The sequence below is a fragment of the Ramlibacter sp. P4_H7 genome, assembly GCF_056400765.1.
In genome coordinates, this window is record NZ_JBFUKP010000023.1 from 39,816 (window position 1) to 63,261 (window position 23,446).

At 69.0% G+C, this 23,446-nt stretch carries 21 protein-coding genes; 13 read left to right on the forward strand and 8 right to left on the reverse strand.

Annotated elements, in window-relative coordinates:
- Positions 1–8: 8 nt before the first annotated feature.
- On the forward strand, positions 9–1,877 hold the full coding sequence (locus AC1DSA_RS23160; RefSeq protein WP_477893257.1) for a potassium transporter Kup: 1,869 nt from the start codon (positions 9–11) through the stop codon (positions 1,875–1,877).
- 24 nt (positions 1,878–1,901) lie between these two features.
- On the opposite strand, the gene AC1DSA_RS23165 is transcribed toward AC1DSA_RS23160, so the two are convergent.
- Positions 1,902–2,279, reverse strand: a complete 378-nt coding sequence (locus tag AC1DSA_RS23165; RefSeq protein WP_477893258.1) for a hypothetical protein — start codon at positions 2,277–2,279, stop codon at positions 1,902–1,904.
- Positions 2,280–2,544: 265 nt separating this feature from the next.
- Here AC1DSA_RS23165 and AC1DSA_RS23170 point away from each other — a divergent pair, with 265 nt between their 5' ends.
- Genes AC1DSA_RS23170 through gshB form a run of 3 tightly spaced genes read left to right on the forward strand, consistent with a single transcriptional unit; the run spans position 2,545 to position 5,947 of the window.
- Positions 2,545–4,011: a flavin-containing monooxygenase gene (locus AC1DSA_RS23170; protein WP_477893259.1), complete on the forward strand. Its 1,467-nt coding sequence runs from the start codon at positions 2,545–2,547 to the stop codon at positions 4,009–4,011.
- Between the two features lie 4 nt (positions 4,012–4,015).
- Entirely contained in the window at positions 4,016–4,963 is a 948-nt protein-coding gene (locus AC1DSA_RS23175; protein WP_477893260.1) for an alpha/beta fold hydrolase, read from the forward strand.
- Positions 4,964–4,984: 21 nt separating this feature from the next.
- Positions 4,985–5,947, forward strand: coding sequence for a glutathione synthase (gene gshB / locus AC1DSA_RS23180; protein ID WP_477893261.1), 963 nt, complete (start codon positions 4,985–4,987; stop codon positions 5,945–5,947).
- 3 nt (positions 5,948–5,950) lie between these two features.
- On the opposite strand, the gene AC1DSA_RS23185 is transcribed toward gshB, so the two are convergent.
- The 7 genes from AC1DSA_RS23185 to AC1DSA_RS23215 form a co-directional block, all read right to left on the reverse strand.
- On the reverse strand, positions 5,951–6,715 hold the full coding sequence (locus AC1DSA_RS23185; RefSeq protein WP_477893262.1) for a class II glutamine amidotransferase: 765 nt from the start codon (positions 6,713–6,715) through the stop codon (positions 5,951–5,953).
- Between the two features lie 7 nt (positions 6,716–6,722).
- Positions 6,723–8,165, reverse strand: coding sequence for a DHA2 family efflux MFS transporter permease subunit (locus tag AC1DSA_RS23190; RefSeq protein ID WP_477893279.1), 1,443 nt, complete (start codon positions 8,163–8,165; stop codon positions 6,723–6,725).
- A 23-nt stretch (positions 8,166–8,188) separates the two neighbouring features.
- A complete protein-coding gene (locus tag AC1DSA_RS23195) occupies positions 8,189–8,404 on the reverse strand; it encodes a cysteine-rich CWC family protein (RefSeq protein WP_477893263.1) in 216 nt (71 codons plus the stop codon).
- A 45-nt stretch (positions 8,405–8,449) separates the two neighbouring features.
- On the reverse strand, positions 8,450–10,843 hold the full coding sequence (locus AC1DSA_RS23200; protein WP_477893264.1) for a DUF1631 family protein: 2,394 nt from the start codon (positions 10,841–10,843) through the stop codon (positions 8,450–8,452).
- 151 nt (positions 10,844–10,994) lie between these two features.
- Positions 10,995–13,193: a malate synthase G gene (locus tag AC1DSA_RS23205; RefSeq protein ID WP_477893265.1), complete on the reverse strand. Its 2,199-nt coding sequence runs from the start codon at positions 13,191–13,193 to the stop codon at positions 10,995–10,997.
- 21 nt (positions 13,194–13,214) lie between these two features.
- The gene (locus AC1DSA_RS23210) at positions 13,215–13,895 is read right to left on the reverse strand and encodes a haloacid dehalogenase type II (protein WP_477893266.1); all 681 of its coding nucleotides are present in this window, start codon (positions 13,893–13,895) and stop codon (positions 13,215–13,217) included.
- A gap of 82 nt (positions 13,896–13,977) precedes the next feature.
- The gene (locus tag AC1DSA_RS23215; protein WP_477893267.1) at positions 13,978–14,958 is read right to left on the reverse strand and encodes an amidohydrolase family protein; all 981 of its coding nucleotides are present in this window, start codon (positions 14,956–14,958) and stop codon (positions 13,978–13,980) included.
- A gap of 110 nt (positions 14,959–15,068) precedes the next feature.
- On the opposite strand from AC1DSA_RS23215, the gene AC1DSA_RS23220 reads away from it, so the two are divergent.
- From AC1DSA_RS23220 to lptA, 9 genes are all read left to right on the forward strand, one after another.
- Complete coding sequence (locus AC1DSA_RS23220; RefSeq protein WP_477893268.1) at positions 15,069–16,022, forward strand: Bug family tripartite tricarboxylate transporter substrate binding protein; 954 nt, start codon at positions 15,069–15,071, stop codon at positions 16,020–16,022.
- A 33-nt stretch (positions 16,023–16,055) separates the two neighbouring features.
- A complete protein-coding gene (locus tag AC1DSA_RS23225) occupies positions 16,056–16,985 on the forward strand; it encodes a hydroxymethylglutaryl-CoA lyase (protein ID WP_477893269.1) in 930 nt (309 codons plus the stop codon).
- Positions 16,978–18,162, forward strand: coding sequence for a CaiB/BaiF CoA transferase family protein (locus tag AC1DSA_RS23230; protein WP_477893270.1), 1,185 nt, complete (start codon positions 16,978–16,980; stop codon positions 18,160–18,162). The genes AC1DSA_RS23225 and AC1DSA_RS23230 overlap by 8 nt, the downstream gene beginning before the upstream one ends.
- 126 nt (positions 18,163–18,288) lie before the next feature.
- Complete coding sequence (locus tag AC1DSA_RS23235; protein WP_477893271.1) at positions 18,289–19,236, forward strand: LysR family transcriptional regulator; 948 nt, start codon at positions 18,289–18,291, stop codon at positions 19,234–19,236.
- Positions 19,233–19,691, forward strand: coding sequence for a DUF2214 family protein (locus AC1DSA_RS23240; RefSeq protein WP_477893272.1), 459 nt, complete (start codon positions 19,233–19,235; stop codon positions 19,689–19,691). The genes AC1DSA_RS23235 and AC1DSA_RS23240 overlap by 4 nt, the downstream gene beginning before the upstream one ends.
- A 21-nt stretch (positions 19,692–19,712) precedes the next feature.
- A complete protein-coding gene (argS, locus tag AC1DSA_RS23245) occupies positions 19,713–21,386 on the forward strand; it encodes an arginine--tRNA ligase (protein ID WP_477893273.1) in 1,674 nt (557 codons plus the stop codon).
- A gap of 2 nt (positions 21,387–21,388) precedes the next feature.
- Entirely contained in the window at positions 21,389–22,039 is a 651-nt protein-coding gene (locus tag AC1DSA_RS23250; RefSeq protein ID WP_477893274.1) for an SPOR domain-containing protein, read from the forward strand.
- A 71-nt stretch (positions 22,040–22,110) separates the two neighbouring features.
- Positions 22,111–22,764: a thiol:disulfide interchange protein DsbA/DsbL gene (locus AC1DSA_RS23255; RefSeq protein ID WP_477893275.1), complete on the forward strand. Its 654-nt coding sequence runs from the start codon at positions 22,111–22,113 to the stop codon at positions 22,762–22,764.
- Between the two features lie 110 nt (positions 22,765–22,874).
- Positions 22,875–23,446: lipopolysaccharide transport periplasmic protein LptA (lptA, locus tag AC1DSA_RS23260; protein ID WP_477893276.1), on the forward strand; the 572-nt coding region annotated here is incomplete at its 3' end.

The following is a 23,446-nucleotide window of genomic DNA, read 5'->3' on the forward strand; positions in this document are numbered from 1 at the left end:
GGCTGTTCGTGCAGAACTCGAAATCTTCGCTTGCGGCGCTGACGCTCGGCGCCATCGGTGTCGTCTATGGCGACATTGGCACCAGCGTCCTCTACGCCGTCAAGGAAGTGTTCGGAGGCGGGCACGTGCCCTTCACGCCGGACAACGTGTACGGCGTGCTGTCCATCTTCTTCTGGACGCTGACCGTCATCGTCTCGATCAAGTACGTGGTGCTGGTCCTGCGCGCCGACAACAACGGCGAGGGCGGGCTGATTGCCATGCTCGCCCTGGCCTCGCAGGCGGTGAAGGACCGGCCCGAGCTGCGCAAGCGGCTACTGGTGATCGGCATCTTCGGCACTTCCCTGTTCTATGGCGACGGCGTCATCACGCCGGCGATCTCCGTGCTCTCGGCGGTCGAAGGCCTGGAGGTGGTGTCGCCCGCGTTCAAGGAATGGGTCATCCCGCTCACGCTGGTGGTGCTGCTCGCGCTGTTCGCCGTGCAGAAGCGCGGCACCGGCGGCATCGGCAAGTTCTTCGGCCCGGTCACGCTCGTGTGGTTCATGACCATCGCCGTCCTGGGCGTGTCGCACATCGTGCAGCACCCCGAGATCCTCAAGGCGCTGAACCCGTACTACGCGCTGCGCTTCATGTGGCTGCAGCCGGGCACCACTTTCATCATCCTGGGCGCGGTGGTCCTGTGCGTCACGGGCGCGGAAGCGCTCTATGCGGACCTCGGCCATTTCGGCAAGAAGCCGATCCGGCTCGCCTGGTTCAGCGCCGTGATGCCCGCGCTCACGCTCAATTACTTCGGCCAGGGCGCGCTGCTGCTGGCACGGCCCGAAGCCGTCAAGAACCCCTTCTTCATGATGGCGCCGGACTGGGCGCTGCTGCCGCTGGTGGTGCTCGCCACCATGGCCACGGTGATCGCTTCGCAGGCGCTGATCACCGGCGCCTTCAGCGTCACCAAGCAGGTCGTGCAGCTGGGCTACCTGCCGCGCCTGAACGTCGAACACACCAGCGTGCGGGACACCGGGCAGATCTACGTGCCGGCGGTGAACTGGGGCCTGTTCGTGGCCATCGTGATCGCCGTGGTGATGTTCCGTTCGTCCAGTGCGCTGGCATCCGCGTATGGCATCGCGGTGACGCTGGACATGCTGATCACGACCACGCTGACGTTCTTCGTGGTCCGCTACGGCTGGGGCTATCCCCTGCCGCTGTGCATCGCGGCCACGGGCTGGTTCTTCGTCGTCGACCTGGCCTTCTTCAGTTCCAACATGCTCAAGCTGCTGGAAGGCGGTTGGTTCCCGCTGCTGATCGGCACCTGCATCTTCACGCTGATGACGACCTGGAAGCGGGGCCGCACCATCCTCACCGAGAAGCTCCGCTCCGACGCCATCGACCTCAAGAGCTTCCTGGAGTCGGTGTTCGAGGCGCCTCCCGCGCGGGTGGAGGGCACGGCCGTGTTCCTGACGGCGGAGCCGGGCACGGTGCCGAACGCGATGCTGCACAACCTGAAGCACAACAAGGTGCTGCACGACCACAACCTGTTCGTCACCGTGCGCAACCACGAGGTACCCTGGATCGGGCTGGACCGCCGCGCGGAGATCGAGCCCCTGGGGCACGACTGCTGGCAGGTCACCTTGCATTACGGCTTCAAGAACGATCCGGACGTGCCGCGCGCCCTGGAGCAGATCCGCAACCGCGGCTGCGAACTCGAGCCGATGACCACCAGCTACTTCCTGTCGCGCGACACCGTGGTGCCCACCATCGGCGGCGGCATGGCATCCTGGCGCGAGAAGCTGTTTGCCCAGATGCACCACAACGCCAGCGCGGCGGCGGACTTCCTGAACCTGCCCAACAACTCCGTGGTGGAGTTGGGCAGCAAGGTGGAGATCTAGGAGCCCGCGGGCTCCGCGGATTGCTTACCGGCCGGCGACCGTGTCGGCGGGAATAGGGCGCTGGCTGATGCCCGTCGCGTCGTAGCCCGCGGAATCGGGCTGAGGCTGGGGACGCAGCGACGGCCGTGCGGACACCACGCGCAGGCTGGCGGCATCCAGGTCGGTCAGCTCCCACATCGCGCCGTACAGCAGCGTGCCGTTCTGGCCCAGGAACAGCGCCGCGCGGGCGGCATCCGGGTCGCCCTGCAGGCCCAGCGAGAGGAACCGGCCATACGCCTCGGACATGCGGCCGCTGCGCAGGGAGTGCAGGGCGCCGTCGAAGTCATAGTCGGCGGCCATGGCCGGAGCGGCCAGGCAGGCGAGAGCGAGGGCGATTGCGGTGAACTTGCTTTGCATAGCCATGGGAAGCTCCTTCTGAGAGTGCTTACATGGTTATACAATTAGATACATTCAGAGCGACCGCCCGGCGGCGGTGAACGGTTGCCGCAGGACATTGTTCACGGAGAAGCCGCGCCGACATTCTGCGGACCTGCTCCGGAAAGTGCGCCACGCGCGCCGGGACGATGCCTGGTCCGTGGATATCATGGCCCGCGTGCTCGGCGCTAGCTCCTGACGATCTTGGCCCGCAAGAGCAGCGCACGTCCCGCCAAGTCACGCTGGAAGGAACATGTCCGCCGCCACGCCCACGGAGTTCGATGTCGTCGTGGTCGGCGCCGGCATCTCCGGCATTGCCGCCGCTCATTACCTGCAGCAGGAATGTCCCGAGCGCAGCTTCGTCGTGCTGGAAGGCCGCGATGCCATCGGCGGCACCTGGGACCTGTTCCGCTACCCGGGAATCCGCTCCGACTCCGACATGTTCACGCTGGGCTTCACCTTCCGGCCCTGGACCAGCGATGCCCAGATCGCAGAAGGCGCGGCCATCCGCGACTACATCCGCGAGACCGCGCGCGAGGAAGGCTTGTTGCCGCGCATCCGCTTCGGGCACCGCGTGACCGCGGCGCACTGGGACTCCGCGGACGCGCGGTGGGACGTGCAGGTCGACGCGGGCGGCGAGCCGCAGCGCTTTCGCTGCCGCTTCCTGTTCTTCTGCAGCGGCTATTACGACTACCAGAACGGGCACGAGCCCGGGTGGCCGGGCCGCGAGAGCTTCGCCGGGCGCATCGTGCACCCGCAGCACTGGCCTGCAGACCTCGACTACGCGGGCAAGCGCATCGTGGTCATCGGCAGCGGTGCGACGGCGATCACGCTGATTCCGTCGCTGGTGCGGCAGGCCGCGCACGTGACCATGCTGCAGCGTTCGCCGAGCTACATCATGGCCTTGCCCGGCCGCGATGCGATCGGCCGCGCGCTGCAGCGTGCGCTGCCCCGCAAGCTCGCCTACCGGCTGATCCGCTGGAAGAACATCCTGCTTTCCACGGCCTTTTTCCAGTTTTCGCGGCGCTGGCCGCAAGCAGCGCGCCGCTTCCTCGTGGAGCAGGCCCGCAGGCGCAGCGGAGTCGAGGAGAAGCACCTGCAGCCGCGCTACGACCCGTGGGACCAGCGCCTGTGCATCGCGCCGGACGCCGACGTGTTCCGCGCATTGCGCAGCGGCAAGGCCAGCATCGTCACCGACCAGATCGAACGCTTCACGCCGCAAGGCATCGTGCTGGCCTCGGGCGAGGAGTTGCCGGCAGACATCGTGATCACCGCCACGGGCCTCAAGCTGCAGATGCTCGGGGGCGCGCAGATCACCGTCGATGGACGCCCGCTGCGATCGAGCGACGTGCTTTCCTACAAGGGCATGATGCTCAGCGGCGTGCCGAACTTCGCGCTGTCCATGGGCTACACCAACGCCTCCTGGACGCTCAAGTGCGAACTCATCGCGCGGCGGGTGTGCCGCATCCTGAACCACATGCGCGCCCGCCGGCTCGACATGGTGATGCCGGTGCAGGAAGGCGATGCCGGCGCGACGAGACCGGCGCTGGACTTGAGCTCCGGCTACATCCAGCGGGGCTCCGACCAGCTGCCGCGCCAGGGCAGCCGCAAACCCTGGCGCATCCACCAGAACTACCTGCTCGACCTGTTGTCGATGAAGCTCTCGCCGCTGCGGGACGGCGCGCTGCGCTTCGCGCGGGCGGGCGAACCCCTGCGCTGACCCCATGCACTTCCTGCTCACCTTGCTGATGGTGGCCGCGCTCGCGCTCGCCGGTTTCGCCCTGTTCACGTGGTTCGTCGGCTGGCGTCTCGACGCCGCCTTTCCGGCACCGGGACGCTGGCTGGAGATCGGCGGCGAACGCCTGCACTACCGGGACCTCGGACAGGGGCCGCCGCTGGTGCTGGTGCACGGGCTGGGCGGAGAGTCGCGCAACTTCGACTACCTTCCGCTGCAGGAGCTGGCGCGGCGTTGGCGCGTCGTGCTGCTGGACCGGCCCGGATCCGGCCATTCGCCGCGGCGCGACGCGAGCCAGGCCGGCATCGCCGCGCAGGCGCGCATCGTTGCCGGCTTCATCCGGACGATGCAGTTCGACCGGCCGCCGCTGCTGGTGGGGCATTCCCTGGGCGGGACGATTGCGCTGTCGGTCGCTCTGCAGGACCCCGACTGCGTCGCCGGCCTGGCGGTGATCGCGCCGCTGACGCACTTCGACCCGAACGTTCCGGCGCCCTTTCGCGCGCTGGCGATCCGCACGCCGTGGATCCGCCGCTGGTTCGCGCACACCCTCGCCGCGCCGCTGGCGATCATCGGCACGCGCGCGGCAATCGCGGTGCTGTTCGGGCCGGACGCCCCTCCGCAGGACTACCCCGTGCGCGGCGGCGGCCTGCGCAGCCTGCGGCCGCGGGCCTTCTTCGCCGCGTCCACGGACATGGCCGCGATCGAAGACGACCTGCGGGCGCAGCAACAGCGCTATGCCGACATCCGGATGCCGCTGCGCATCCTGTTCGGCGAGGGCGATCGCATCCTGGACTGGCGCGCGCAGGGCGAGGCGCTGCGGGCCAAGGTGCCGCAGGCCGACCTGCGGATCGTCCCCGGCGGACACATGATTCCCGTCACCCACCCAGCCGCGACGGCGGCGTGGCTGGAGGACGCGGCCCGCGCCGTCTTCGCCTGATTTGTGCAACAGTTCAGGGCCATGAACATTCTCTTCGTCGCCGATCCGCTCGAGGTCTTCAAGACCTACAAGGACACCACTTTCTCCATGATGCGGGAGGCCCAGCGCCGCGGCCACCGCCTGTTCGCCTGCGAACCGCGTCACCTGACCTGGCGTTCTGGCGACCTGGTCCATGCGGAGCTGCGCGAGATCTCGCTCACCGCCGCCGAGGACGAATGGTTCCAGGTCCATCGCACCGAAATCCGGCCGCTGAAGGACTTCGACGCGGTGCTCATGCGCAAGGACCCGCCGTTCGATTCCGAGTTCTTCTATGCCACGCACCTGCTGGAGCAGGCGCAGCGCGAAGGCGCCAAGGTGTTCAACCGGCCGGCGGCACTGCGCGACCACCCCGAGAAGCTCGCGATCATGGAGTTCCCGCAGTTGGTGAGCCCGACGCTCGTCACGCGCTCGGCGGACGAGGTGCGCCGCTTCCACGAGGAGCACGGCGAGATCATCCTGAAGCCGCTGGACGGCATGGGCGGGATGGGCATCTTCCGCGTCGGACCGGATGGACTGAACCTCGGCTCGATCATCGAGACGCTCAACCACCACGGCGCCACCACGATCATGGTGCAGCGCTTCGTCCCGGAGATCTCGCAGGGCGACAAGCGCGTGCTGGTGATTGGCGGCAGGGTCGCGCCGTTCTGTCTCGCGCGCATTCCGCAGGGCACCGAGATCCGCGGCAACCTCGCCGCCGGCGGCAAGGGCGTGGCCCAGCCGATCTCCGAGCGCGACCGGGAGATCGCCGAGACGGTCGGCCCGCTGCTGTCCGACCGCGGGCTGCTGCTGATCGGGCTGGACGTGATCGGCGACTGCCTCACGGAAATCAACGTGACCAGCCCGACCGGCTTCCAGGAGATCACGCAGCAGACCGGTTTCGACGTGCCGGCGATGTTCCTCGACGCGCTCGAGGAAGCGGTCGACCGCGACCGCACCGTGCTGTGATCGCTAGGCCAGCGCCCGCCCGTCCACGAACACCTTCAGCTCGCCCGGCTGGAACTGCGTCCAGGTCTCGTTGACAGTCAACGGCGCCGTGACCACCACGGCCACCCGGTCCCCCGCGGAGGTGTGCTGCGCGAAGTCGATGCTGAGGTCCTCGTCTGCCAGTTGCGCATGCGTGAACGGATGCTTGCGCTCCAGGTACCAGAGGCTGGTGGAGCAGTGCGCCCACAGCGCGTCGCCGTTGGACAGCAGGAAGTTGAAGCGGCCGTGCTTGGCGATGCGCGGCGCCAGCTCGCGCAGCGTGAGCGTCAGCTCCTCGACGCTGGGAACGTCCGCGTGCGACTTCCACATCTCCTGCATCAACCAGCAGAACGCACGTTCGCTGTCGGTGGACCCGACGGGACGGAAGTTCGCGTGCAGGCGCGGATGGAAGTCCTGCAGGTCGCCGTTGTGGGCGAACACCCAGTAGCGTCCCCACAGTTCCCGCACGAAGGGATGGCAATTCTGCAGGGCCACCTCGCCCTGGGTGGCCTTGCGGATGTGCGCCACCACGTGGCGGCTCTTGATGGGGTAGCGGCGGATCAGCTCGGCCACCGGCGACTCAGCGGCCGGAAGGTGGTCGACGAAGTGGCGCAGGCCCTTGCCTTCGAAGAAAGCAATGCCCCAGCCGTCGGCATGGTGGTCGGTGCGTCCGCCGCGCTGCGCGAAGCCGGCGAAGCTGAACGTCACGTCCGTCGGCGTGTTGCAGTTCATTCCCAGCAGCTGGCACATGGGTCGATTATTCGCCAGCCGCCGCCGTCGCGGGGGGATCGCGCAATTGCCAGGCCGCGACGACCGCGATGCCGCAGATCGCGGCCAGCATCAGGAAGGACTCGTTGAAGGCGGCCAGCCGCGCCAGGCTGGTGCCGGGGCGGGTGAGCGCGTCGCCGTGGACAGCCAGGCGCCACTCGAGCACGATCGCGCACAGGCTCACGCCGGTGGCACCGCCCAGCATGCGCAGGAAGTTGATGGCGCTCGCGCCTTGCGGGATCAGCGCCTTGTCCAGCGGCCGCATGGCGCCCAGGTTGAGCGAGGGCAGGATGAAGCCCAGCCCGATGCGGCCCAGGATCGCCCAGGCCACCAGCACCCAGAGCCCGGTCTGCAGCCCCACGGTCGGCATCAGCGCGAACGACGCGGCCAGCAGCACGAGCCCGCCGCTCACCATCACGTAAGTCGGCAGCCGCGTGGTGAGCCGCCCTGCGATGCCGATGGTGATGGCCAGCACGATGCCCGATGGCAGCAGGATGGTGCCCACGTGCGACGCGGGCAACTGCAGGGCCAGCTGCATGTAGACCGGCAGCAGGTAGGTGGAGCCGAACAGCGCGATGCCATAGATGAACGCGACCAGGCTGCCGAAGGCATAGGTGCGGTAGCCGAAGAGGTCCAGGTTCAGCAGCGGTTCGCGGCCGCTGCGCTTGGCGTGGCGCAGCCATGCGATGGTGGCCGCGAGCGCGCACACCGCGCCGAACAGAAGTGCGGCCGCCAGCAGCGGATCGCCGCCCCGCACTTCCACCAGGCCATTGAGCAGGCACAGCGTTCCCACGCTGCCCAGCAACAGGCCGCGCCAGTCCAGCCGGGGTCCTTCCGAGCGGGCGCTCGCCCCGCCCGGGGCACTGGTGGGGACGTAGCGGTACGCCAACCAGATCGACACGAGGCAGAAGGGAACGACCATGAAGAAGATCGAGCGCCAGCCGAACCAGTCGACCAGCAGGCCGCCGATGCTGGGACCGAGGGCGGGCGCCAGCACCACGCCCATGCCGAACAGGCCGCTCGCGCGGCCCTGCTCATGCGGCTCGAAGGCGCGCAACATGATGATGGCCGGGATCGGCTGCACCACCCCGGCGGCCAGCCCTTCGGCCACGCGCGCGGCCAGCACCAGCGGGAAGTGCAGCGCCAGCCCTCCGGCGACGCCGCCGGCGAGCAGCAGCAGCATCGTGCCGACGTACGTGCGCCGGTAACCGTAGCGCGAGAGCAGCCACGGCGTGGTCAGCATGGAAACCGTCATCGCCACCATGAAGCCGGAACTCACCCACTGGGCCCGTTCCTGGTTGAGCGTGAAGTAGTGGCTCATGCCGGGGATGGCCACGTTCACCACGGTGGAGGACATGATGGACGCCATGGTCCCGACCATGACGGAGATCAGCAGCAGCCAGCGGTAGCGCGGGCCATGCCGCTCGCGCATCGCCGCGCCGGAGCTGGCGTCGCTCACGCCGGCGCAGCGCGGCGGGCGCACTCGGGGCAGATGCAGGCGAGGTTGCGCGACTCGGAGGGAACGCGCGCCAGCAGATCGGCGCTGAAGTCGACCTGGGCGCACCAGCACGGGCCCTGCTGCAGGCCCGTCTCGCGTTGCAGCTCCATCGCGCAGCGGTTGGCCTGTCCGCACAGCGGGCAGGCACCGGGATCGGGGGCGGCGGGACTCACAGCCGCATCGTACCCGCGCGCCGGCACCGGAGGCCGGCCGGCGGGTCAGGCCGCCAGCGGCATGGGCGCGGACGGCTGCGCCATGCGCTCGAGCGCACGCGGCACCACGCCGTCGCCGGCCATCAGGCGCAGGAGGCGGTCGCGCGCCAGGCGCTGGATGCTGCGGCGGCTCATGGAGTGGGGCTGGCCGCCATGGCTCACGAACATGAAGAGCGTCCCGCGTTCGGCCGCCCAGACCAGCCGGGCGCGGCGCCACTGCTGGCGGGAATACAGGTCCACCCAGCAGCCGGGCGCGAGCGCAGCCAGCATCGCGTCCACTTCCTGTTCCTCCAGCGGCTCAGGCTCTTCCTGCAAGGGGCGGCGGGCGGCGGGCAGCGCTGCGAAGTCGGAAGGCAGCGTGTCCTCGAAGCCGGCGGCGTGCAGGGCGTCGGCCGGCATCCAGGGCTGGTCCGCCCGCCGCGGCGAAGGCTCCGCTTGGGGCGCGTCGCGCTCCGCCGGCGCGAGCTCGCGGTGGCGCTGTTTCGCGCGCAGCTTCATGACGGGGCGGTGCAGGCGCTCCAGTTCATGGAAGAAGCCTTCGCTTTCCTGCGGCGACTGCCCCAGCGCGATGAGGCCTTCGCGCAGCCTGAGCAGCACGCGCGGAATCAGCACGAAGGCGCGCGCGGGGTTGTGCAGCACCGCGTCGAGGTCCACGCTCCAAAGCAGGTCGCCCAGGATGGCCAGGTGTCCGCCGGGATCGAGATCACCGCCGGAGTGCGTCAGTCGCGCCTGCGCGATGACGACCGACCAGGTTCCCAGCACGAAGTCCTGCACCGTCGCGGGCGCGTTGGCCAGGTCCTCCCGTCCGCGCAGGTCGGCAGCGATGCAGCCTGCCTCATGCTGCCGCCGCTCCGCGAACTGCACCGCCTCCAGCACCCTGCGCTGCGCGCCTTCGTCGAGTTCGTCCTGGGCGCGCCAGCCGGCCTGCAGCGTCGCCAGACCGGCCTGGAAGGGAATGGCGCTTTCGAAGCGCTCGATCTCGTTGAGCCGCGTGAAAGTCTGAGCGACCGGCACCAGGAAGCTCTGGAACTCGACGCTGAACTCGTCGTTGTACTTGAAGCTGCGCTCGGCAACGCGCTCCACCAGCAGGCGGCCCGGGTGCGCCTCGTCGCTGAAGAAGCGCGGCGCCACCATCGCCAGGCGGGACAGCGAAGGCTCGAGGGCCACGATCGCTTCCCGCACGGGAGCGAGCAGGCGCGCGTCCTCGGCCACCTTGTTGATCAGGCGCCGCACCACTTCCAGGCCGAACACCTGGCCGATCTCGCGCGCCTCCGTCTTCAGCCGGCCGCGCACCAGCGAACGCTGGCGCGGCGTGCCGTACTCGCCCCAGACCGCTTCGGGCAGCGGGGAGTCGGTGTCCACCGCGCGCTGAGCGCGCTCCACCACCGGCACGTGCATCTGCTCGCGTGCCGCGGCCTCGTCGTACGTGCGCGTGTCCGCGCGCTCCTCCAGCTCGCGCAGCTCGGCTTCGGCCTGCGCACGGAAGCTCGCGGCCACCGGCTGCCTGGCCTGGGCATCGTCGCGGGCCAGGAACAGGCGCAGCCGCAGTCCGTCCACGGCTTGCGGCGGCAGGTCCATGAAGCCACTGCTGCGGGCGGCGGCCGCGGCACGCTGGCCGGCGGGGGCGATCGGGGATTCGGCCTGTGCGGGAGCCGCGCCCGCCTGCGGCGCGCTGGCTGCGGCGGCCGCCGGAATGGCGCCGGAAGCATGGGCGTGGCGGCCATCGCTTGCAGGGGTCGCGCCTTGCGAGCCCGACATCAGCAGCCGGTAGTCCGCGGCGTGCACGCTGGCCTGGGTGAGCCGATCGCTTTGCGCGCGGTACAGCTGCTCGAGCTCCTGGCCCAGCGTCGCCACCATGTGCCGCAGCCACAGGGCCGGCCACGCGGGATCGACGCCGTCTCCGTCCATCAGCTTGCGCAGGGCCCGCGCGTAAACGGCGGGCCGCAGCGGATTGCGTTCCGGCTGGATGCCGGGAAGTCCCATCGCACTGGTCATGAGGCCGTCGAGTGCTGCCAGCGGCCGTTCCAGCATCGCCGCGAGCTGCTGCGCCAGGCGCGAGGCTTCGATCTTGCGGGCGATCTCGGCGTCGTCGACCAGCGTCAGCGCCATCCAGCCGGAAGTGGGCTCGAATGCGGGAGCGGTGCCAGGCTGGTCGCCGCCGCGCATCTCGGCTTCGAACGCGGCCCGCAGCAGCCGCGGAAATCGTTCGCTCCACACCTTGCGCCGCGCCAGCATCTCGCGCCAGGCGCCCGTGACCTGGTGGCGTTGCTCGCCGCTCGCCTGCAGTTCGGCGGCCTGCAGTTCGGTGACGGTGGCGTCCACGCAATGCTCGATCATGCGGGCCGCGTCGCTGGCGGCCTCGCGCAAGCTGCGGGTGGCGGTGTGGGTCACCTCTGGCATCTACGTCTCTGGAGTCCCTGGTGCGACCCATTAGAGCTTGCGTGGTACGCCGCGCACCGCGCCGCCGGTCGCGTTGCGCCCCTCGCCAGTCGCCAGCACGTTACAGGACGTAGTGACGTGCTCTGGCGGAAAAATCTTCCCGCAGGAAGCGTCAGGCGGCCGACGACTTGACCCTCTGGCGCCACGCGTGCAGCAGCGGCTCGGTGTAGCCGCTCGGCTGCTCCTTGCCCTTGAACACCAGGTCCAGCGCCGCGCGGTAGGCAAAGGAGCTGTCCCAGTTGCCTGCCATGGGGCGGTAGAGCGGGTCGCCCGCGTTCTGCTTGTCCACCACGGCCGCCATGCGCTGGAAGGTCTCGCGCACCTGCTGCTCGGTGACTACGCCGTGCAGCAGCCAGTTGCAGATGTGCTGGCTGGAAATGCGCAGCGTGGCGCGGTCTTCCATCAGGCCCACGTTGTGGATGTCCGGCACCTTGGAGCACCCCACGCCCTGGTCGACCCAGCGCACCACGTAGCCCAGGATGCCCTGCGCGTTGTTGTCGATCTCCTGCTGGCGCTCCTCGGCGCTCCAGTTCGCGTTGGCCGCGACCGGCACCGACAGCAATCCCTGGAGCAACTGTTCGCGCTCCGCATTGGCATCGGTCTTCTCCAGGTCCTGCTGCACGGCGAACACGTCCACCTGGTGGTAATGCAGGGCGTGCAGGGTGGCGGCGGTCGGCGAMGGCACCCAGGCGGTGTTGGCGCCGGCCTTGGGATGCACGATCTTCTGCTCCAGCATCGCGGCCATCAGGTCCGGCATGGCCCACATGCCCTTGCCGATCTGCGCGCGGCCGCGCAGTCCGCAGGCCAGGCCCACCAGCACGTTGTTCTTCTCGTAGGCCTGGATCCATGCGCTGGACTTCATGTCGCCCTTGCGGATCATCGGACCCGCGTACATCGCCGTGTGCATCTCGTCGCCGGTGCGGTCGAGGAAGCCGGTGTTGATGAAGGCCACGCGCGCGGCGGCGGCCTCAATGCAGGCCTGCAGGTTGACGCTGGTGCGGCGCTCTTCGTCCATGATGCCCAGCTTCACGGTGTGGGCCGGCAGGCCGAGCAGCTGCTCCACGCGCCCGAACAGCTCGGACGCGAAGCCAGCTTCGGCGGGGCCGTGCATCTTGGGCTTCACGATGTAGATGGAGCCGGTGCGCGAATTGCGGATGCCGTTGGCGCCCTTCCCCTGCAGGTCGACCATCGCGATCGCAGTGGTGACCACCGCGTCCAGGATCCCCTCGTAGATTTCCTTGCCGCCGTCCCACAGGATGGCCGGATTGGTCATGAGGTGGCCGACGTTGCGCAGGAACAGCAGCGAGCGGCCGTGCAGCCGCACCTCGCCATCGCCCTTCGGGCTCTTGTACTTGCGGTCGGGGTTGAGGCCGCGCGTGAAGCTCTTGCCGCCCTTGCTCACCTGCTCGGTGAGCGTGCCCTGCAGGATGCCCAGCCAGTTGCGGTAGGCCAGCAGCTTGTCCTGCGCGTCCACCGCGGCGATCGAATCTTCCAGGTCGAGAATGGTCGAGAGCGCCGCCTCGACGATGACGTCGCTGACGCCGGCCGCATCGGTTGCGCCGATCTGGCTCTTGCGGTCGATGACGATGTCCAGGTGCAGGCCGTTGTTCTTCACCAGCACCGACGAAGGCGCGGCCGCTTCGCCCTGGTAGCCCACGAAGCGGGAAGGATCCTTGAGGCCGGAGGACTTGCCGCCCTGCAGCTGCACCCGGAGCTGTCCGTTCTCGACGCGGTACTGCGTGGCGTCGGCATGCGAGCCGTTCTCCAGCGGGACCGCCTGGTCCAGCACCTGCCGGGCGCGCGCGATCACCCTGGCGCCGCGCACCTCGTTGTAGCCGGGGCCCTTGTCGGCGCCACCGCTTTCGGGAATGACGTCGGTGCCGTAGAGCGCGTCGTACAGCGAACCCCAGCGCGCATTCGCCGCGTTGAGCGCGTAGCGGGCATTGAGGATGGGCACCACCAGCTGGGGACCGGCCTGCAGCGCCAGTTCGGCGTCCACGTTGGTGGTGGTCGCCTTCGCGCTCTTCGGATGCGGCACCAGGTAGCCGATCTTCTCCAGGTGGGCGCGGTAAGCGGCCAGGTCCTGGATCGGGCCGGGATTCTTCCGGTGCCAGCCATCCAGGTCGGCCTGCAGCCGATCGCGCTCGGCCAGCAGCGCGGCGTTCTTCGGCGACAGGTCCTTCACGATCTGGTCGAAACCTTGCCAGAACTTCGCGTTGTCCACGCCGACGGCGGGCAGCACCTGCTGGTCGATGAAGTTCTTGAGCGCGGTGTCCACCTGCAATCCGTGGATGGTCGTGCGGCTGGTCATGGTTGCTTCTCCGGCAAGTTGCTATTCAAAAAATTCGAGGACGTCATCGAGCGAGTCGCCGATGCGGGTGGGCTGGGTGCCGAGCTCCTCGAAGGGGAGCTGGTAGCGGTTGACCCACAGCGTGCGGTAGCCGAACCAGGTGGCCGCGAGCGCATCCCATCCGTTGCAGCTGACGAACAGGATCTGGCTGGCCGGCTTCTTCACGGCCTGGACCCCGAGACGGTAGGCGTCCGGGTGCGTCTTGTACTTGCGCACCGGGTCCACGCTGATCACGTGATCGAGCAGGCCTTCGAGCCCGGCGCTGCGCACGGCGATGCCCAGCATCTCGGGATCGCCGTTGCTCAGGATGCCGGTGGTCACGCCGCGCGTTTTCAACACCTGCAGCACTTCGCGGTTTTCCGGGAAGGCGGAGAGGTGGCGGTACTGGTTCATCAGCTGCTGCTCGCGCTCGGACGTCAGGTCCAGGTGCAGCCGCTTGCATGCATAGCGCAGGCCAGCCCGCGTCAGTGCCCAGAAGGGCTGGTAGTGCGCGCCGTCGTTGCTGGTGGTGACGAGGCGCGTGTACTCGATCTGCTTGTCGCGCCAGAGCACGGACAGCGTCTGGCCTTGCCCCGGGAACAGTTGTTCCGCGAGCAGGGCCACGCTGTACACGTCGAACAGCGTGCCGTAGGCATCGAACAGCACCGCCTTGGGATGGTCCATGGCGTTACTGTATTCCGAACCTTGGGCCGCATTAATGCAGCCAAAGGCTCAGAATCCGTGACGAAAATCGAGCTAATTCGGCTCAGAAACCGAAAACGCGTTCCGCATTGCGAGATCGAATCGCTTGCATCTGGGCGTCCGGCAAGGCGCCGGTGTTGGCGAACGCGCCCTTGGTGTCGTGCACCCAGTGCGGCCAGTCGGTGCCGAACATGACGTGCTCCGCGCCCACCACCGACACCAGGTACTGCAGCGCCCCGAGGTTGTAGGTGATGCTGTCGTAATGGATATGGCGCAGGTAGTCCGTGGGCTTGCGCTTCATTTGCCGGCGCTGGGGCAGTTCGACCTCGTCGCCCTTCTCGAACCGGCCCACCAGGTAGGGCAGGGTCCCGCCGCCATGCGAGGCGATCACCTTCAGGTTCGGGTACTGGTCGAAGAAGCCCTCGAAGATCATGCGGGTGATGGCCAGCGTGGTGTCGAACATGAAGCCCACCGACCAGCTCAGGTCGAACTTGCTCATGTCCATGAAGTCGACGCCCGGCGGATCGGTCGGATGCACCAGGACCGGGAGCTTGCGGTCGTCGATCGCCTTCCAGATCGGTGCGAACAGCGGATCGGTCAGGCTCTTGCCGGCGACGTTGGCCAGCACCATCACGCCGACCGCTCCCTTGGCGCAGCTGCGCTCCAGCTCCTCCAGCGCGCGCTGCGGATACTCCCAGGGCAGCGATGCGAACCAGCGGATGCGGTCGGGATAGCGCGACTGCGCGTCAGCCACGTTGTCGTTCGCTTCGCGCGCCGCCTGCACGCTGACCTCCTCGCCGCCCCAGTACACGTTGGGGCAGGTGAGCGAGACCACCGACACGTCGATCTTCGCCTGGTCCATGTGCTGGACGCGCAGCTCCCAGTCGAAGTGGCCCTTCTGCGGCAGCACCACCGGCGTGTTGCCGCGGAACACCTCGCGCTGCCCGTCGGGACGGGTCTGCACGTTGTAGATGCCGCTTTTCTCCTGCAGCAGCTGCAACCAGCGGGTGGTGAACATGTGCGTGTGCACGTCGATGACGGTCATGGCTGCTGTCTCCTTCGATTCCTATGCATAGGGTGGCTCCGGATGGCCGCTGCGGCCGCCGTGCGCTAGTGTTTAACATGTTAAATGATCCGATCCGCAGGAGACTCTTGATGAAACGCCGCCACTTCGCCGCCCTCGCCGGCGCTGCCCTCGCCGCCCCTGCCGTGCTGGCGCAGGACCGCACGCTGAAGATCCTGGTGGGCTTCCCGCCCGGCGGCTCGGCTGACGTGATCGCGCGGCTGCTGGCGCAGAAGATGGGAGCCTCGCTGGGCCAGACGGTGATCGTCGACAACAAGCCCGGGGCCGCCGGCCGCCTGGTGCTGGGCGAACTCAAGCGCGCTGCGCCCGACGGCCAGACGCTGGTGCTGTCGCCCAGCGGGGCGATGGTGATCGCGCCCTGGCTCTACAGCAATCTCGGCTACGACCCGGTCAAGGACTTCACGCCGATCTCCCGCGTGGTCACCTTCGACTTCGCCGTGACGGTCGGCCCGGGCGCGCCGCAGGGCGACCTCAAGTCCGTGCTGGCGTGGATGAAGGCCAACCCGGCCAAGGCCAACTACGCCACCTCGGGCGCGGGCACGGTTCCGCACTTCGCCGGGCTGCTGCTCTCGCAGGCCACGGGCGTGCCGCTGACGCACGTCGCCTACCGCGGCGGGGCGCCCGCCGCGCAGGACCTGATCGGTGGGCAGATCCCGCTGATGGTCGACACTGCGTCCGAGACGATCGAGCACCACAGGGCGGGCAAGGTGCGCATCCTCGCCGTCACCGGCGAGCAGCGCTCGAAGTCGCTGCCCGACGTGCCGACGCTGAAGGAGCAGGGCATCAACATGGCGGCCGATGCCTTCTTCGGCCTCTACGGTCCCGCGGGTGTGCCGGCGGACACGGTCAACCGGATCGACCGCGCGGTGGCCGAGGCGCTGAAGGACCCCGTCATCCAGGAGAAGATCGTCGCCTTCGGCCTCGTGCCCAACCATGCGCCGGCCGCGGAGCTCGCGACCACGCAGGTGGCGCACCTGAAGCGCTGGGAAACGCCGATCAAGGCCTCGGGCTTCAAGGCGGAGTAGCCGCGCTGCGCCGGGGAGCGTGGACAATGCGCCATGCTCCCTGATGTCCTGATCAGCGAAGTGGGACCGCGCGACGGGCTGCAGTCCGTGGCCGGCGTGATGCCCACCTCCGCCAAGAAACAGTGGCTGACCGCGCTGCATGCGGCCGGCCTGCGCGAAATCGAAGTCGCTTCCTTCGTTCCGGCGAAGCTGCTGCCGCAGATGGCCGATGCCGCCGAAGTGGTTGCATTCGCCCGCACCTTGCCCGGCCTGACCGTGATGGCGCTCGTGCCCAACGTGCGCGGCGCGGAGTCGGCGCTGGCGGCGGGTGCCCACAAGCTCACGATCCCGCTGTCCGCCAGCGCCGCGCATTCGCTGGCAAACGTGCGCAAGACGCGCGAGGAGATGGTCGAGGAGGTGCGGCGCATCGTCGCGCTGAAGAACGAACGCGCGCCCCAAGTGCACGTGGAAGCCAACATCTCCACTGCCTTCGGCTGCACGCTCCAGGGCGAAGTGGCGGAGGACGACGTGGTGCGCCTGGCCACGCAGGTGATCGCCGCCGGCGCCGACGAATCGGGCCTGTCGGACACCACCGGCATGGCCAACCCGGCGCAGGTGCGGCGGCTGTTCCGCCGCCTGTTCGCGGAGATCGGCGACCGGACCGGCGCCGCGCACATGCACAACACGCGCGGGCTGGGGCTGGCCAACTGCCTGGCGGCGTACGACGTGGGGGTGCGCACCTTCGACAGCTCGCTGGGCGGCCTGGGCGGTTGCCCCTACGCGCCGGGCGCGTCGGGCAACGTGGTGACCGAGGACCTCGTGTTCATGTTCGAGGCCATGGGGGTGCGCACCGGCGTCGACCTGCAGCGGCTGATCGCTGCCCGCGACCCGCTGGTGCAGGGCCTGCCCGGCGAGCCGCTGTACGGCATGACGCCCGAAGCCGGCCTGCCCAAGGGCTTCGCGCAGGAGGCGCTGCATGGCTGAAGACCAGCTCCCCTACGCCGGCATCCGCGTCGTCGAATTCACCCACATGGTGATGGGCCCCACCTGCGGCATGGTGCTCGGCGACCTGGGCGCGGAAGTGATCAAGGTGGAGCCGCCCGCGGGCGACAACACGCGCCGCCTGCTCGGCTCCGGGGCCGGCTTCTACCCTCTGTTCAACCGCAACAAGAAGAGCATCGCGCTGGACCTGCAAAGCGTCGAGGGCAGGGAGGCGGCGCTGCGCCTGATCGCCACCGCCGACATCGTCAGCGAGAACTTCAAGCCGGGCACGATGAAGAAGCTCGGGCTGGACTACGAGTCGCTGTCGCGGCTCAACCCGCGCGTCATCAGCGTGAGCCACAAGGGCTTCCTGCCCGGCCCGTACGACCACCGCACCGCGCTCGACGAAGTGGTGCAGATGATGGGCGGGCTGGCCTACATGACTGGCCGCCCGGGTGATCCGCTGCGCGCGGGCACCAGCGTCAACGACATCATGGGCGGCATGTTCGGCGCCATCGGAGCGATGGCGGCGCTCGCGCAGCGCGAGAAGACCGGTCGCGGCCAGGAAGTGCAGAGCGCGCTGTTCGAGAACAACGTGTTCCTGGTGGCGCAGCACATGATGCAGTTCGCCGTCACCGGCCAGCCGGCCGCGCCCATGCCCGGGCGCATCTCGGCATGGGCCGTCTACGACGTGTTCACGGTGCAGGACGGGGAACAGGTCTTCCTCGCCGCCGTCAGCGACACGCAGTGGAGGATCTTCTGCGAGGCGCTCGGCTTCGCGGACCTCGCCGCCGACCCGCGCTTGAACACCAACAACGACCGGGTGCGCGCGCGCGAGTGGCTCATTCCGCTGCTGCGCGAACGGCTCGCGCCGCACAGCGCGGTGGAGCTGAGCGCCCTGTTCGAAAAGAACGGCCTGCCGTTCGCCCCGATCACCCGGCCGCAGGACCTGTTCGACGATCCGCACCTGAACGCCACCGGCGGCCTCGCGCCGCTGCAGCTGCCCGACGGCCGCGACACGCGCGTGCCGCTGCTGCCGCTGACGCTGGACGGGCATCGCCCGGCGCTGCGCCTGCAGCCGCCCCGCCTGAACGAGCACGGCCCGGAGCTGCTGCGAGAACTCGGCTACGGTGAAGAGCAGATCGCGCGCCTCACTCCGACGCCGCGCCAGGGTACGTGACGCGCTGGCCGCATGGCCAGGCGCCGCCCGCGAAGGCATCGCCAGCGGCATTTGCCGCGGCGCAGCACGCAAATCGATGAGAAAGCGCCCGCTATCGATGACCTGGGAAACGATAATCGGCGCGGCATGGACAAGCTCAAGCAGCTGGAATCCTTCGTCTCGGTGGCGACCCGCGGCAGCCTGACCGCGGCCGCGCGCGCCGAGGGGGTCGCGCCCGCGATCATGGGGCGCCGGCTCGACGCGCTCGAAGAACGCCTGGGCGTGAAGCTGCTGGTGCGCACCACCCGGCGCATCAGCCTCACCCACGAGGGCAGCGCCTTCCTGGAGGATTGCCAGCGGCTGCTGGCCGACATTGCCAACGCGGAGGCGAGCGTCAGCGCCGGCGGCGTCAAGGCGAGCGGGCACCTGCGCATCACCGCACCGGCGGGCTTCGGGCGGCGCCACGTGGCGCCGCTGGTGCCCAGGTTCCGCGAGCTGCACACGGACGTCACCATCTCGCTGAACCTGAGCGACCGCGTCGTCGACCTGGCCGGCGAGGGCTTCGACTGCGCGGTGCGCGTCGGCGATTTTCCCGATTCCTCCTTGGTGAGCGTGCGCCTGGCGGACAACCGCCGCCTGTGCGTGGCGACGCCGGAGTACCTGCAGCGCCACGGCACGCCGGAACATCCCAACGACCTGCTGCGGCTGGACTGCCTCACGCTGTCGAGCGATGCCTCGCAGACGCGCGGCTGGGCCTTCCAGCTGCAGGACCGCGCCGGCGAGGGCGAGCTGGCGCACTTCAAGCCGGCCGGCCCGCTGGACTGCTCGGACGGCCAGGTGCTGCACGACTGGTGCCTGCAGGGCTACGGCATCGCCTGGCGCAGTACCTGGGAGGTCGAGCAGGAAATCGCCGAAGGTCGCCTGATCGAGGTGCTGGCCGCTTTCGCCGCGCCGCCCAATGGGATCTACGCCGTCTTTCCGCAGCGCAAGCACCTGCCGTTGCGCGTGCGCCTGTGGATCGACTTCCTGAAACACCATTACGCGCAGCCCCATTTCTGGATCGCTTCGCGCGCCTCTCTGCCCTTTGCCGCATGACCCAGGACGCCATCCTCCAGTTCCTGCACCTGTCCGCCATCCTGGCGCTGGTGGTTTTCATCACCAGCGAAGCGGCCATCTGCCGGCCCGAGTGGATGAATGCGCAGATCGTCGAGCGGCTGGTGCGGGTGGACCGCATCTACGGGGCCGCCGCCCTGGTGGTGCTGGTGACCGGCCTGGTCCGGATCTACTGGGGCACCAAGGGCGCCGGCTGGTACTGGCACAACTGGCTGCTGCACCTGAAGCTCACCGCGTTCATCGCGGTGGCCCTGATGTCCATCGCCCCCACGCTGCGCTTCGCGCGCTGGCGCAAGGCGCTGCGCGCGGACGGCAGCCTGCCGGACGCCGACGAGGTGCGCCGCACCCGCAAGTGGGTCATGCTGCAGGCCCACATCATTCCGCTGATCCCGCTGGCCGCCGTGTTCCTCGCGCGGGGCTTCGGCGGGCGAGGGTGACCCCCCTCGTAAAATCCCCGGATGCTTCAAGCCAAACAAGACCTGCTCGCTGCTCTGACAGCCGGGCTGGAACAGCTGTCGCCGGGTGCCGGTGACAAGGCCGCCTTCGAGCTGCCCAAGGTGGCCGCGCACGGCGACCTGGCCTGCACCGCGGCGATGCAGCTGGCCAAGCCGCTCAAGCGCAACCCGCGGCAGGTGGCCGAGGCGCTGCGCGACCACCTGCTCGCCAGCACCGCATTCCAGCAATGGGTGGAGGCAGTGGAGATCGCCGGGCCGGGCTTCCTGAACTTCCGGCTGAAGGCGGCCGCCAAGCAGGAAGTGCTGCGCGAGGTGCTGGCCGCCGGCGCCGGCTTCGGCCAGCAGCCGCTGCATGGCCGGCGCATCCTGCTCGAGTTCGTGTCCGCCAATCCGACCGGTCCGCTGCACGTGGGCCACGGACGGCAGGCCGCGCTGGGCGACGCCCTGTCCAACCTGTACGCCACGCAGGGCTGGAACGTGCACCGCGAGTTCTATTACAACGATGCCGGGGTGCAGATCGGCACGCTGGCCACCAGCGTGCAGTTGCGCGCCCGCGGCCTCAAGCCGGGCGATGCCGGCTGGCCAGAGGCGGCCTACAACGGCGACTACATCCAGGACATCGCCGACGACTTCCTGGCCAGGAAGACGGTCAAGTCGGACGACCGAGAGTTCACGGCCAGCGGTGACCCAGACGACCTCGACGGCATGCGCTTGTTCGCCGTGGCCTACCTGCGCCACGAGCAGGATCTCGACCTGCAGGCGTTCTCGGTGCGCTTCGACCACTACTACCTGGAGTCCAGCCTGTACACGAGCGGCAAGGTCGACGCGGTGGTGCAGCGCCTGCGCGACGCCGGCAAGACCTACGAGCACGATGGCGCGCTGTGGCTGAAGTCCACCGACTACGGCGACGACAAGGACCGCGTCATGCGCAAGGGCGACGGCAGCTACACCTACTTCGTCCCGGACGTGGCGTACCACATCACCAAGTGGGAGCGCGGCTTCACCAAGGTCGTCAACATCCAGGGCACGGACCACCACGGCACCATCGCCCGGGTGCGCGCCGGGCTGCAGGCGGCGGGCGTGGGGATTCCACAGGGCTACCCCGACTACGTGCTGCACACCATGGTGCGGGTGATGCGCGGCGGCGAGGAAGTGAAGATCTCCAAGCGCGCCGGCAGCTACGTGACGCTGCGCGACCTGGTGGAGTGGACCAGCAAGGATGCGGTGCGCTTCTTCCTGCTGTCGCGCAAGCCCGACACCGAGTACGTGTTCGACGTCGACCTGGCACTGGCGCAGAACAACGACAACCCGGTGTACTACGTGCAGTACGCGCACGCGCGCATCTGCTCGGTGCTGGCGGCGTGGGGCGGCGACGCCGGCCGCCTGGCCGGCGCGGACCTGTCCTCGCTGGAGCATCCGGCCGCCCTGAACCTGATGCTGCAGCTGGCGCGCTACCCCGAGATGCTCACGGCCGCGGCGCAGGATTTCGCGCCGCACGACGTCACCTTCTACCTGCGCGAGCTGGCGGCGGCGTACCACAGCTACTACGACAGCGAGCGGATCCTGGTCGACGACGAGAAACTGAAGCTGGCGCGACTCGCGCTCGTGGCCGCGGTCGCGCAGGTGTTGCACAATGGACTGGCAGTGCTGGGCGTCAGTGCCCCGCAGAAGATGTGAGCATGAAACAAGAGCAACGCGGCAACGTCATCGTCGGCATCATCATCGGCGTGGTGATCGGCCTCGCCGCCGCCCTGGCGGTGGCGGTCTATGTCACCAAGGTCCCGGTCCCCTTCCTCAACAAGGGCCCGAGCCGGTCCGCGGAGCAGGATGCCGCGGAGTCCCGCAAGAACCAGAACTGGGATCCCAACGCGCCCCTGTACGGCAAGAACCCGGCCAAGGCGCTGCCCGCCGCGCCCGGTGTGACAGCGCCGCCGCCCACCGCCAAGGCGTCGGATGCCGCGCCGGTCACCCGCGAAGCCGCCCGGGACAGCAAGGGGCAGCCGGAGGCGCCCGCCGTCAAAGGCCGCCCCGCGCCGGCCGACCCGCTCGGCGACCTCGCCGCTGCGCGTTCCAGCACCGGCGGCGGCAACGATCCCTTCCTCTATTTCGTGCAGGCCGGCGCCTTCCGCACGCCCGAAGACGCCGAGGCGCAACGCGCGAAGCTGTCGCTCATGGGCATCGAGGCGAAGGTGACGGAGCGCGAGCAGTCCGGCCGCCAGGTGTACCGGGTGCGCGTCGGCCCGTTCAACAACAAGGACGAGGCCGATCGCCAGAAGGAAAAGCTGGACGCCGGCGGGTTCGACACCGCGCTGGTGCGCGTTCAGCGGTAGCAGGACACCGCCGCGCGGAGGAACCATCCCCGCCGGCGTGTGCTCAGATGCTGTTCAAGGAGATGCAAGCAATGAAACGACGCGAGTTTTCGGCCGCCGCGGCCTGCGTGCTGGGCGCCGCCGCGCTGGGGCTGCCGGGCATTGCGCTGGCGCAGCGCAAGCCGGAAGAAGGCAAGGACTTCCGCGCGCTGGACAAGGCGGCGCCGGTGGAGGCGCCGGCCGGCAAGATCGAGCTGGTCGAGTTCTTCTGGTACAGCTGCCCGCACTGCAATGCCTTCGAGCCGCGCCTGCAGGCCTGGCTGAAGCAGCGCCTGCCGGCGGACGTCGTGTTCCGCCGCGTGCCGGTCGCCTTCCGCGACGACTTCGTGCCGCAGCAGCGCCTGTTCTACACGCTCGAAGCGATGGGCAAGGTGGACGAGCTGCATGCCAAGGTGTTCGAGGCCGTGCACAAGGACAACCAGCCCACCAACCGCGACGACCTGATCCTGCGTTTTGCCGAAAAGAACGGCTTGGACCGCGCCAAGTTCCAGGAGCTGTACAACTCGTTCTCGGTGCAGACCAAGGCGCGCCGCGCCAAGCAGCTGCAGGACCAGTACCAGGTGGACGGCGTGCCGGCGCTCGGCGTGGCCGGTCGCTACTACACCGACGCGACCATGGCGGGCAGCATGGAACGCTCGCTGCAGGTCGTGGAATACCTGATCGCCGAGGCGCGCCGGGCCAAGTAGGCCGCCGTGCCCGGACCGCCGGCATGGGCCGCGCGGCCCACCCGGAAAAGCCCGCGCCAGCGGGCTTTTTCATCCTGGGTGGCTACAATGCCAGCAAGATTCGTGCCTTTATGAACTTCCCCACTGCCGCCTCCCTGTCCCTGACGCTCGCCCTGGCGCTCGTGGCTGCTCCCGCGCAGGCTGAAAAAGCCGACAAGGCCAAGCCCATGAACGTCGAGGCGGACGCCCTGCGCTACGACGACCTGCAGCAGACCAGCGTCTTCACGGGCAAGGTGGTGGTCACCAAGGGCACGATCCTGATCCGGGGCGGCAAGCTGACCGTCCGCCAGGACCCGGAGGGCTTCCAGTTCGGCGTGGTGACCGCCGAGCCCGGCAAGCAGGCCTTCTTCCGCCAGAAGCGGGAGGGGGTGGATGAATTCATCGAGGGCGAGGGCGAGACGATCGAGTACGACGGCCGCGCGGACAAGGTGAAGTTCATCGGCCGCGCCGAGATGCGCCGCCTGCGCGGCTCGACCCTCGCCGACGAGACCAGCGGCGCCGTGATCACCTACGACAACAGCAACGACCAGTTCACCGTCGACGGCGGCGCGCCCTCGGCGACGCCCTCCAATCCCGGCGGCCGCGTGCGGGCCACGCTGGCGCCGCGTGCGGCCGCCTCGGGCCCGGCGGTGCCGGCCTCTGC

Coding starts and splice junctions, on each gene's coding strand:
- AC1DSA_RS23255 (WP_477893275.1), top strand. CDS start 22,111: ATGAAACGACGCGAGTTTTCGGCCGCCGCGGCCTGCGTGCTGGGCGCC.
- AC1DSA_RS23220 (WP_477893268.1), top strand. CDS start 15,069: ATGAAACGCCGCCACTTCGCCGCCCTCGCCGGCGCTGCCCTCGCCGCC.
- AC1DSA_RS23175 (WP_477893260.1), top strand. CDS start 4,016: ATGCACTTCCTGCTCACCTTGCTGATGGTGGCCGCGCTCGCGCTCGCC.
- AC1DSA_RS23190 (WP_477893279.1), bottom strand. CDS start 8,165: ATGCGCGAGCGGCATGGCCCGCGCTACCGCTGGCTGCTGCTGATCTCC.
- AC1DSA_RS23185 (WP_477893262.1), bottom strand. CDS start 6,715: ATGTGCCAGCTGCTGGGAATGAACTGCAACACGCCGACGGACGTGACG.
- AC1DSA_RS23250 (WP_477893274.1), top strand. CDS start 21,389: ATGAAACAAGAGCAACGCGGCAACGTCATCGTCGGCATCATCATCGGC.
- AC1DSA_RS23210 (WP_477893266.1), bottom strand. CDS start 13,895: ATGGACCATCCCAAGGCGGTGCTGTTCGATGCCTACGGCACGCTGTTC.
- AC1DSA_RS23200 (WP_477893264.1), bottom strand. CDS start 10,843: ATGCCAGAGGTGACCCACACCGCCACCCGCAGCTTGCGCGAGGCCGCC.
- AC1DSA_RS23170 (WP_477893259.1), top strand. CDS start 2,545: ATGTCCGCCGCCACGCCCACGGAGTTCGATGTCGTCGTGGTCGGCGCC.
- gshB (WP_477893261.1), top strand. CDS start 4,985: ATGAACATTCTCTTCGTCGCCGATCCGCTCGAGGTCTTCAAGACCTAC.
- AC1DSA_RS23165 (WP_477893258.1), bottom strand. CDS start 2,279: ATGGCTATGCAAAGCAAGTTCACCGCAATCGCCCTCGCTCTCGCCTGC.
- AC1DSA_RS23215 (WP_477893267.1), bottom strand. CDS start 14,958: ATGACCGTCATCGACGTGCACACGCACATGTTCACCACCCGCTGGTTG.
- AC1DSA_RS23235 (WP_477893271.1), top strand. CDS start 18,289: ATGGACAAGCTCAAGCAGCTGGAATCCTTCGTCTCGGTGGCGACCCGC.
- AC1DSA_RS23225 (WP_477893269.1), top strand. CDS start 16,056: ATGCTCCCTGATGTCCTGATCAGCGAAGTGGGACCGCGCGACGGGCTG.
- AC1DSA_RS23240 (WP_477893272.1), top strand. CDS start 19,233: ATGACCCAGGACGCCATCCTCCAGTTCCTGCACCTGTCCGCCATCCTG.
- argS (WP_477893273.1), top strand. CDS start 19,713: ATGCTTCAAGCCAAACAAGACCTGCTCGCTGCTCTGACAGCCGGGCTG.
- AC1DSA_RS23230 (WP_477893270.1), top strand. CDS start 16,978: ATGGCTGAAGACCAGCTCCCCTACGCCGGCATCCGCGTCGTCGAATTC.